The sequence below is a fragment of the Amycolatopsis coloradensis genome, from assembly GCF_001953865.1.
Lineage (GTDB): Bacteria > Actinomycetota > Actinomycetes > Mycobacteriales > Pseudonocardiaceae > Amycolatopsis > Amycolatopsis coloradensis.
The window spans coordinates 1-11,126 of record NZ_MQUQ01000027.1; the positions used below are offsets into that span (position 1 = coordinate 1).

General features: G+C 68.1%; 3 protein-coding genes. 2 read left to right on the top strand and 1 reads right to left on the bottom strand.

Going from position 1 to position 11,126, the window contains the following annotated elements:
* Positions 1-81: 81 nt before the first annotated feature.
* Entirely contained in the window at positions 82-1,740 is a 1,659-nt protein-coding gene (locus tag BS329_RS36945; RefSeq protein ID WP_076167636.1) for a DUF885 family protein, read from the bottom strand.
* A 242-nt stretch (positions 1,741-1,982) separates the two neighbouring features.
* On the opposite strand from BS329_RS36945, the gene BS329_RS36950 reads away from it, so the two are divergent.
* On the top strand, positions 1,983-8,483 hold the full coding sequence (locus tag BS329_RS36950; RefSeq protein ID WP_076167638.1) for a non-ribosomal peptide synthetase: 6,501 nt from the start codon (positions 1,983-1,985) through the stop codon (positions 8,481-8,483).
* 1,290 nt (positions 8,484-9,773) lie between these two features.
* Complete coding sequence (locus BS329_RS36955) at positions 9,774-11,072, top strand: serine hydrolase domain-containing protein (RefSeq protein ID WP_076167640.1); 1,299 nt, start codon at positions 9,774-9,776, stop codon at positions 11,070-11,072.
* The last annotated feature ends 54 nt before the right edge of the window (positions 11,073-11,126 follow it).

An 11,126-nucleotide genomic window follows, 5' to 3' on the forward strand; every position in this document is an offset into this window, starting at 1 on the left:
CTTTCGGGACATCAGACGTCCCGAAAGTGGCTTTCGCGACACCCAGATCAGCACCCGGCGAGCCCGAATCGCCATTCAGACTTACGACACGAGCTTTCGACTCGCGTCGCCAGCGGGAGCCAGCAGGTCCGCCCGGTCGAGGTGGTCGCGCAGACCGAGGAGTTCCCAGCGTTGCAACGCGATCGGCACGTTGCCTTCGCGCCACAGCCGGTCGTGGAACGCCTTCAGGTCGAAGTCGTCGCCCTGACGCTGTGCGCAGGCCGCCAGCAGGTCGAGGACCTGCAGTTTACCGATCTGGTAACTCAACCCCTGGCCGGGGTTGCCCGCGAAGAACGTGGCCTCCTGCCACGCGGTCGCCCGGTCCATGGGGACCGATTCCGCGAGCACGTCGGCCGCTTCCCGCAAGGACAACTCCCCGAGCGCGAGCGCGACGTCGATCTCCACGCGCAGCGCCCGGAGCCGCATCGCGTTGACGACGAACGCGGCGCCTGCCGGTTCACCGTCGAAGGCTCCCAGGTTCAGCAGCAGTTCTTCGTGGTAGAGCGCGATTCCCTCGTTCGGCGCGGAGTCGTAGTAGCGACGGCGCGCCGGATTGCCGTGCTGCCAGGACATCGCGAGCTGCTGCGCGTGGACGCCTTCGTGCGCGAGCCCGGTGAGCGGGGTGCGGATCTCGGCGAGATCGAAGTAAGGCAGGCTCGGGTCCGGCTGCCGGACATAGCGAATCGCGTCATCGTCCACACGGGACGGTGACCCGGGGTCGTGCGGCACACCCAGCCAGGTCAGCGGTTCGAGATACGCGGGAAGAGGTGCCATCCGGTATCTCCGCGGACCCGCGGGCAGGCTCAGGACACCGTGTTCGAGGTAGAACCGCCGCAGGTCACGCTCGGCGTCGCGTTGCCGGGCGATCAACTCGGCCATGCCGGGCAGATTCCCGTCGGCCACCGTGTGATCGTCACGGCGTGGAAGCGTCTCGGCCCACACTGCCCGATTCCTTTCCTGGAGGGCCATCGTCCGCAGCCGGTCCGCCGGGAACGGCAGCAGCGCCACGCGGTGCAGGAAGAACGCGAACGCGTCCGCGCCGACCGCGACCTCGTCGGTGCCGGACGGAGCTTGCCGGGCAAGCCAATCCCGGTAGCCGGCGACCGACCGTGCGGCGCTTTCGGCCGCGGCGGGCAATCGGCGGTCGGGCAACGACACGGCCAGTGCGGCCATCGCCGTGCGCAGCTGTTCGTCGGCCTGCTGGAGCACGGTGAGCGTTCGCCGGGCGAACGGCCCGACGATCGTCCCGTCGAGGTTCTCGCGTGCTTGTGCCAGAACGACGGGCACGTTGCGCAGACGACGGACGACGGCGTCGGCCCGCTGGGTGCCGAACGGTGGCGGCTCCAACAGGAGGTTGTAGACACAGCCCAGGCTTTGGTCGACGTAGAACGACGGATCACGTTGCCAGGCACGCGCAAGGTCCAGCTCCCACCGGACCCGCGCCAACGCCGATCCGAGCAGCCGCCGGTCCACCAGGCCGCTGGTGTCCACATCGGACACCTCGATCCGGCGGTACCGGTCGGCGAATCCCGCGTGGGCCTCGCGCCGGGCTCGCATCGCCGACGGCGACCAGTCGGCCACCCAGTCCGGAGGCCGCTCCACCCTGGTGATGTCGTCGTAGGAGTCCGGCTGGGTCCGGGTGCGCCAGGCCCAGAAGTCCGCCGCCAGCTCCGGCAACGCCGAGGTCGATGCGCAGTCCATTTCCGCCCTCCGTCATGCCGGGAAACCGCGAGATCGGACTGAAGATCGACGCTAGCCGTTCGCCTGCGGGGTGGCAAGAAACGCGAGTGCGGAGCCCGTGTGCGCCGAGTGGCCTACCCAACCGGGTAGTTCTCCTGTCACCCGGCCGGTCCCTAGAGTCGAGGTGGTTTCCGTTCCGGCGCCGAGAAGAAGGAGCCGTCTTTGACTCGCCTGTTGTCGCACCCCGTGCTGGAGGACCGGCGGTGACCGCGACCCTGGTGGACCTTTTCGAAGCCCAGGTGCGGCAACGGCCGGACGCGGTCGCGGTGGTGTGCGGCGAGATCTCGGTGTCGTATCGCGAACTCGACGACCGGGCGAGCAGGCTGGCCGGGCTGCTGGCCGAACACGGTGCCCGCCCTGGCACGTTCGTCGGCGTGCGGCTGCCGAGGTCCGCGGACTTGCCGATGGTGCTGCTGGCGGTGCTGAAGTCCGGAGCGGCGTATGTGCCGCTGGATCCGTCCTTTCCCGGGGAGCGCGTGGCGTGGATGCTGCGGGACGCGGATCCGGTCGTGGTCGTCAGCACTTCGGACACGCTCGGCCCGGACGCGCCGGGGCAGCTCTACACGCTGCCCAACGGCGTGGAGCTGTTCCACCAGAACAAGAGCGAGACCGACTTCCTCTTCGAGGAGATCTTCACCAAGCTCGAGTACCTGCGAAACGGGATCACCGTGCGGGACGGCGACGTGCTCTTCGACGTCGGCGCGAACATCGGCATGTACACGCTGTTCGCCGGCCTGCGCTGGCCCAGCGCCACCATCTACTCCTTCGAACCGGTCCCTCCGGTGTACGAGTCGTTGCGCCGCAACGTCGAGCTGCACGGCCTCAACGCCAAGGCCCTTCCATACGGCCTCGCCGCGCGGTCAGGCGAGGCGGACTTCACCTTCTACCCGCATGACACGGTCCTCTCCTCCAGCGTCACCACCGCCGAAGCGGCGCACGAGATGGTCCACTCCTACCTGCGCAACCAATTCGACGAGCTTGACGACGCGGCCGCCAGCGACGAGGCCGTCGACGAGCTGGTCGACGCGCGGCTGGCCAGCGAACGGTTCACCTGCCGGCAGCGCACCCTTTCGGAGGTCGTGCGCGAGTACGGCGTCGAGCGGATCGACCTGCTGAAGATCGATGTGGAGAGCGCCGAATACGAGGTGCTCAAGGGCATCGACGCCGAACATTGGCCTCTCATCCGGCAGCTCGTGGTCGAGGTGCACGACGTCGACGGCCGGCTCGAGCAGGTGCTGGCCCTGCTGCGGGGGCTCGGGTACGAGGTGACCTGCGCGCAGGACAACCGGCTGCTGGACAACACCGCGCTCTGCAACGTCTACGCCGTCCGCACGGACGCCGCGCCACCCGGCGAGAAGCCCGCCGCGCTGGAGGAGAGCGCGCCTCGGCGGCGGCCTGCCCGGATCCTGCTGGACGACCCGGCGATCGACGCTCGGCTGGCCGACGGCCCGATCCCCGTTGTTTCCCTTGCGCCCCAAGCAGATGACGCCGCATACCTGATCTACACCTCCGGATCCACCGGCCGTCCGAAAGGAGTGGTCGTCCCGCACCGCACCGTCGTGGCGCTGTTCACCGCGGCCGGTGCTTCGTACGATTTCGGCCCGGAGGATACCTGGACGCTGTTCCATTCGTACGCCTTCGACTTCTCGGTCTGGGAACTGTGGGGCGCCTTGGCCTACGGCGCCGAGCTCGTCGTGGTCCCGGCCGGGATCGCCCAGTCCCCGCCGGATCTCCTGCGCCTGCTCGCCGACCGGAACGTCACCGTGCTTAACCAGATCCCGTCGGCGTTCTACGAACTGATGCGAGCCGACGCCGAGGACCCGTCCACGTCGGGCAGGCTCGCCCTGCGTTACGTGATCTTCGGTGGTGAGGCGCTCGACCTGGCGAAGCTGGACGAGTGGTACGGACGGCACGGGCACCACAGCCCCCGACTGGTCAACATGTACGGCATCACCGAGACCACGGTGCACGTCACGTACGCGGCGCTGGAGCCCGGCCGGCAGGCCGCGGCCGGCCTGATCGGCCGTCCGCTGCCCGGTTACCGGTGCTATGTGCTGGACGACGGGCTGGGGCTGGTACCGCCGGGCGTGCCGGGTGAGCTGTACGTGAGCGGTACGGGCCTGGCCTGGGGATACTGGGGCCGCGCCGGGTTGACGGCTACCCGGTTCGTGGCGGATCCGTTCGGCGGAGGGCGGATGTACCGCACCGGTGACCTGGTGCGGTGGGGCGGCGGCGGGCTGGAGTACTTGGGGCGTACCGACGACCAGGTGAAGATCCGCGGCTTCCGGATCGAGCTGGGTGAAGTCGAATCGGCGCTGGCGCGCTGCCCCGGCGTGGCGGGCGCGGTGGTCGTCGTCGGTACCGACGCCCGCGGCGAGCGATGCCTGGTCGGGCACATCACACCCGATACTTCGGAAACCTCGGTGGATCCGGCGCGGTTGGGCGTGACGGCGAAAGAGTTCATCACCCGGTATCTCCCCGGCTACATGGTGCCCGCGGTCATCATGGTCTCGGCGCGATTCCCGGTGGCGCCCAGCGGGAAGGTCGATCGGCGGGCACTTCCGGCGCCGGTGTTCGGCTCGGCGTCGCGCGCCGCCAGGACCCCGCTGGAAAGCACGTTGTGCGGACTGTTCGGCGAGGTGCTCGGCGTCGAGGATGTCGGCGCCGACGACAGCTTCTTCGATCTGGGCGGGCATTCGCTCGTCGTGACGCGGTTGGTCAGCCGTGTTCGTTCGGTGCTCGGGGTGGAACTCGGTATGCGGGCACCGTTCGACGCGCCCACCCCCGCGCGGCTGGCAGGCCTCGTGTCGCAGGCGCGGGAACGCAGGCTCGTCCTGCGGCCGATGCCCCGGCCCGACCACGTGCCGTTGTCCCCGGCGCAGGCGAGGCTGTGGTTTCTGCACCGGCTCGAAGGACCGTCGGCGACGTACAACATCTCGATGACCCTGCGGATCAAGGGAGATTTGGATGAGGTCGCGCTACGCGCCGCGCTGGATGACGTGGTCGCCCGGCACGAGAGCCTGCGCACGGTGTTCCCGGACACCGACGGCGTGCCACGCCAGCAGGTGCTTCCCGTCGACGCCGCGCGGCCGGTCGTCGAGTCGGTCCAGGTGAACGGACAGACCCTGGACACCGTGCTGGAGTCCCTGGCTCGCAGCACCTTCGACCTGGCTCGCGACCTGCCGATCCGCGCCAGGCTGGTCGAGTGCTCGGCCGATGAGCACGTGTTCATGGTGCTGCTGCATCACATCGCCGGTGACGGCTGGTCTTTGTCGCCGCTCACCAAGGACCTCAGCGCGGCGTACAACGCCCGACACGCGGGCGAAGATCCCGGGTGGACGGAACTCCCCGTGCAGTACGTGGACTACACGTTGTGGCAGAAGGAGTTGCTCGGTGACGCCTCGGATCCCGCGAGTGTCCATGGCACACAGCTGGAGTACTGGCGGCGGACACTGTCGGGGTTGCCCGAGCGGATCACGCTGCCCGCCGATCGGCCGCATCCGGCGATCGGCACCCACCGGGGCGACCTCCACGAGTTCACCTGGGACGCGGAGCTCCATGCCGCGCTGACCACACTCGCCGCCCGGTACGAAGTCAGCCTTTTCATGGTGGTGCACGCGGGTCTGGTCGCGCTGCTGTCGAAGCTCGGCGCGGGCGGCGACATCCCGATCGGGACGCCGGTCGCCGGGCGTACCGACGAGGCGCTGGACAATCTGGTCGGGTTCTTCGTCAACACGGTGGTCCTGCGGACCGATTGTTCGGGTGTCACGACGTTCCGGCAGCTGCTCGAGCGGGTACGAAGCGTCGACCTGGACGCCTACGCCCATCAAGACGTCCCGTTCGAGCAGATCGTCGAGATGCTCAATCCGGCTCGATCCCGGGCGCACCAGTCCCTCTTCCAGGTGTTGCTGGGCATGCAGAACCTGCCGCGGGGCGGGATCGAGATGGACGGGCTGAGCGTGACCGACGGGTACGTACCGACGGGGACGTCGAAGTTCGACATCTTCCTGCAGTTCACCGAAGGCGAAGCGAAGCTGGACGGCACGATCGAGTTCAACACCGATGTCTTCGACCTCGGCACCGCCGTGTCGATCGTGACCCGGCTGCGCCGCCTGTTGACGGCGGTGGCCGCCCAGCCCGAGCGCGCCCTCGACGACATCGAGCTGCTGACCGAGGATGAACGCAGGCAAGTCCTCGTCGAGTGGAACGACACGGCTCGCGACATCCCGTTCGCCGCGTTGCCGGATCTCTTCGACGAACAGGTGGCGCGCGCACCGGACGCGGTCGCCGCTGTCTACGAGGACGCGCAGCTGACCTACGGCGAACTGGCCGAACGGGCCAACCGGCTGGCCCGGCTGCTCATCCACCACGGCGTCGGTCCGGAACGGACGGTAGGCGTGATGATCGGGCGGTCGCTGGACGTCGTGGTCGGGCTGATGGCGATCCTCAAGGCGGGCGGCGCGTACCTGCCGATCGACCCGGACTATCCGGCGGAGCGCATCGAGTTCATGCTAAGCGACGCGAGTCCGGCGTTGCTGCTGACCACCAAGGCGATCGCGAAGTCGCTGCCGGACAACGATTATCCGTGCGTCACCGTCGACGACGTCGACCTGGAAGCCTATCCGGGCCATGCGGTGCGGGACGACGAGCGGACTGCCGGCCTGAACCGGCTGAGCCCCGCGTACGTCATCTACACCTCCGGGTCCACGGGACGGCCGAAGGGGGTGGTGATGACACCGGACGTCATGGTGAACATGTTCGAGTGGCACAACACCGTGCTCGGCAAGGGGCCCGGCATCCGCACGGCCCACTTCGCGTCGGCGAGCTTCGACGTGTCGCTGCAGGAGATGCTGTCGGCGCTCACTTCCGGCCGCACACTGGTGATCGTGCCCGCCGACGTCCGGACCGACCCGCTCCGGCTGGTGCGGTGGCTCGAAAAGCACCGGGTGAACGAGTTGTTCGCGCCGAACCTGCTGATCGACGCGCTCGGCGGCGCGGCGAACGAGCTGGACGCGGATCTGCCGGACCTGCGGGACATCGTCCAGGCGGGGGAGGCGCTGACGGTGAGCCGTCAGGTCAGGAAATTCTGCGGGCGGGTGCCGGAGCGCCGGGTGCACAACAACTACGGCTCGACCGAGGCCCAGGTCGTCACCGCGTACACCATGGACGGTGACCCCGCCGCCTGGCCGTCTCCCGCGCCGATCGGCCGGTTGCTGGACAACCTCCGTGCCTACGTGCTCGACAGCGGACTCCGCCCGGTGCCGGTCGGCATCGCCGGTGACCTGTACACCGCGGGCGCGGGACTGCCGAGGGGATACGGCAACCGTCCCGGGCTGACCGCCGAACGGTTCGTGCCGGATCCCTATGGCGGGCCGGGCGCGCGGATGTACCGCACCGGCGACCTCGCCCGCTGGCATCCGGACGGTCATCTCGAGTTCGCCGGCCGATCGGACGACCAGGTGAAGATCCGCGGGTTCCGGGTCGAGCCGGGCGAAGCGGAAGCGGCGCTCGCCGGCTGCCCGGGAGTCGCGCGGGCGGTGGTCGTCGTCCGGCCGGACAGCCGGGGTGAGCCGTGCCTGGTGGGTTACGTGACACCGGAACCGGGGGCCGCCACCGACCTGGATCTCATGGCGCGTGAGTATGTCGCGGAGCGGCTGCCCGCTTTCCTGGTGCCGGTCGTGGTGCTGGTGCTGGACACGTTTCCGTTGCTGCCCAACGGAAAGCTGAATCGCCGGGGACTGCCGGAACCCACGTTCGCCGGGTCCGCGGACAGTCCCCGTTCGCCGAGGGAAGCGGTGCTGTGCCGGCTGTTCGCCGACGTGCTCGGTATCGGCGAAGTCGGCCCGGACGACGGCTTCTTCGACCTGGGCGGGCATTCGCTGCTGGCGACCGGCTTGGTCAGCCGGGTCCAGGCCGTGCTCGGGGTGGAACTGGGTGTCGGGGCGGTGTTCGAAGCACCCACGCCCGCCGCGCTCGCCCGGCTGATGGCGGGAGACACCACAGGCGGTGCCTTCGACGTACTGCTCGAATTGCGCGGTCACGGCAGCCTGCCACCGGTGTTCTGCGTCCATCCGTCGAGCGGGATGAGCTGGTCGTACGCGGGACTGCTGCACCACCTCGATCCGGAGACCCCGCTCTACGGACTGCAGTCGCCGATCTTCGGCGACGACGGTGCCGTGCCGGACACCGTCGAGGAGATCGCCGCGGACTATCTGCGCCACATCCGGGAAGTGCAACCGAGCGGACCGTACCGGTTGCTGGGCTGGTCGTTCGGCGGGCTGGTCGCCCACGCCCTCGCGGTCCGGCTCGAGCAAGAGGGCGAAAAGGTGACGATGCTGGCGATCCTCGACGTACCGCCCGTGGTGGACCGGGCCGGCGACCCCCTCCCGGACGGAATCGCCGACGAGGTGCTCGCGGACGAAATCGGCCAGGCCGGCCTGCCTGCCGAGTCCATCGGGCGAATCACCGCCAGCATCCGGCACAGCATCCGGCTGCAAGGCGGCTTCCTTCCCGGCCGGTTCGGCGGTGACCTGCTGCTGTGCACGGCCGGACCGACCGGATTGGCCGACGAATGGCGGCCTCACGTCGATGGCCGCATCACGACCCACCAGATCGACACCACACACCACCGCATGATGCGCCCGCACGCCCTGAACCAGCTCGGTCCCATCCTGGCAGCCGCGCTCGACCCGGGATCACCTTGACGCGGTGCGAGACCGCGTCAAGGTGAGCGTGCCGGTGATGACCCGCACCTCGGCCTGCTCCAGCGGGGGAAGGCGCCCGGCGGTGCCGGCACCGCCTTCGGCTCGGACCCGGACGACACCCTGTCCAGGGTGCGGTAACAGAACAGTGGGTTGACGCCAAGGCGACCGCGGACGAGGACGAGCCTGCCAACGCGCTCGTCCCCGGCCGCGGCCCCGCGGGTTTCACCGGCACGGTGATTTTCTCGGCTGTGCTGGCCCTTGCGGCTTGATGGCTGGAGAAGTCCCTGCCCACGCCGCGTACAGGCGCGGTCTGCCTGAGACTCGTTCTTCTCCTGGCCCGTGGATAGGTGTGGAGACACCGACACCGATCAGCGGCGCATATCGGCGATCGAGGAGTCCCTCTTCGGCGTCCGCCCCGCGAGACACCCGCTGCGTCAGTACCGATTCACCGGAAGCCAGCCCTGCGTCGAGTCGTGAAACTGGCGCCGGGGCCCGAATGAGAAATTCCCATCTACCAAAGGACGGCCGCTCAGACAAGCGACGATGGTCGGGTCAACGGCGCCTGTCCAGCCGTTACAGGCAACCGGGTGAAATTTGGAATTTCCACTTTTCTGAAGGTTCGAGATGATCGAAAACTCGCCGAAAAAGATCATTTCTCGGCGGCGCACGGGCTGGTGCACGTGCGCATGGCCGTGCTGCCCAAAACGTGAGAATCCCGTTGAACAAGATCACTTTCTTGTTTCCGCAGTTGATGGCGTCGTCGCCGGGAAGAAGATGATCTGCGTCAGCCGCTTCCTGAGTTTTCATGTTTGAGTCATCGATACGGTGGGAACCAGCAGGCGTTGCCGTGGAGCGATATGCAAGGCCAAGCGGCTTGAACTGGAAAAATGCGAAGAGCGGAGGTTGGCGCGATTGTTCTGCCGGGCCTTGTGCCCGGGATGCGACACAGCTGGTGTCATCACCTCTCCAGCGCATCCGGTTACCGCCGGATGTGTCGTCCTCATTTTGTCTTATTCGGGTTCGCTATGTTCCGCCATTCCAAGATATGCGGCGAATTGACAGTCATTCAACGAATCGTTTTGGTGGAAATGCTACCTTGTGTAACGTCGGTTGATTTCCGTTCGGACCCGCCATCCCACTATTGGCGGTACTGACGATCTCCGGTGCCCGGCAGCGTGTTGTTTCCAGCCCGATGTGGACAGAGAAGTCCCACGGGTGGCGGAGTGAGAATCGTGGCGCGGCAGAAGACCGCGGCTGTCCATTTCGTAGTCCCTACTGTTTGGAGGATTTATGCGGTCTGTCCAAGAACGCTACGAAAGCCCGAGCCGGCATCCGGTGCGGGCACAAGATCTTCAGCGTGTGCTGAACCGTCTGGTGACTCGGCACCGCGTGCCCGGAGCTCAGCTCGCCGTGCTGCGGGACGGCCTGAAGACAGTGGTCCAGACCGGTGTCGAACACCAGGACAGACAGAGACCGATGAGAGCGTCCTCCGCTGTACCGACCGGTTCCATCACCAAGCTGGCCACCGCGACGGTCGTGATGGCGCTCGTCGCCGACGACGATCTGGAACTCGATCAGCCCGTCGGTGAACTGCTCGGTGTCTCCGGGCTCTCCGACCGGATCACGCCGTGGAACCTGTTGAGCCACACGAGTGGCCTGCCGTCCGATCCGGCCGATGTCACCAGTGCGTGCCTGCGGGAAGTCCGCGCGGCGGTATCCGTCTGCCCGCCGGGAACGGCGTTCTCCTATTCGAATCTGGGCTACGCGTTGGTCGGTGCGCTGATCGAAGCGGTGACCGGGATGTCCTGGCGTGAAGCCGTCGAGGCGATAGTCCTGCGTCCCTTGGAGATAGAGCCCGCCTACAACGGCGGCGAACGTGTCGTTTCCGGGCACGCGCACGCGACGGGACCGGCCGCCGCCCGCCCGGTCGAGCAGTCGTTGGCGCCGATGCTCGAACCCGCGGGCGCACTGGCGCTCAGTGCCGACGACCTGGTCGAACTGGGCCGGGTCCACCTGGGGAAACCGGGACTGCTCGACGTCGTGACCGCGGCGGACATGCACCGCCGGGTCCCTGATGCGGATCCGTTCGGCCTCGCCGACGGCTGGGGCCTCGGAATCGCGCACTACGAGGGTGACGACGACCTCTGGCTCGGCCACGACGGCACGGCCGACGGCACCTCCTGTCACTTGAGGATCGATCAGTCCGGTGCCTGCGTGGTCGCGTTCACGGCGAACGGCGCCGCGGGCACCGCATTGTGGCAGGACCTGGTTCCCGAACTTCGCACGCTCGGCTTGATGCTCCCTCTCCAGCGTCCCCTCACCGTGACCGGGCCGGTCCCGTTCCCGGCCGGTGACTTCGGCACCTACCGCAACGGTGCCATCGACTACACGATCCGCCCCGACGACCGGGGTGGTGCCGTTCTCGTCGTCGACGGCGAGATCTTCGCGGACTGCACGCTTCACGAGGACGCCACCTTCACGGTCCGCGATCCGGCCACCGGTCGCGTGACGCCCTGCGGCCGGTTGCGCGGCGCGCCCGGCGCGGCGACCGCGATCGAAGTCGGCGGCCGCCGAGCACGGCGTCTCTGAGCGACGTTCCCACCCCCGTTTTCCGCCTGCGGGCGGGACTCCTTGTTGTGCCTG

Coding starts and splice junctions, on each gene's coding strand:
- BS329_RS36955 (WP_076167640.1), top strand. CDS start 9,774: ATGCGGTCTGTCCAAGAACGCTACGAAAGCCCGAGCCGGCATCCGGTG.
- BS329_RS36945 (WP_076167636.1), bottom strand. CDS start 1,740: ATGGACTGCGCATCGACCTCGGCGTTGCCGGAGCTGGCGGCGGACTTC.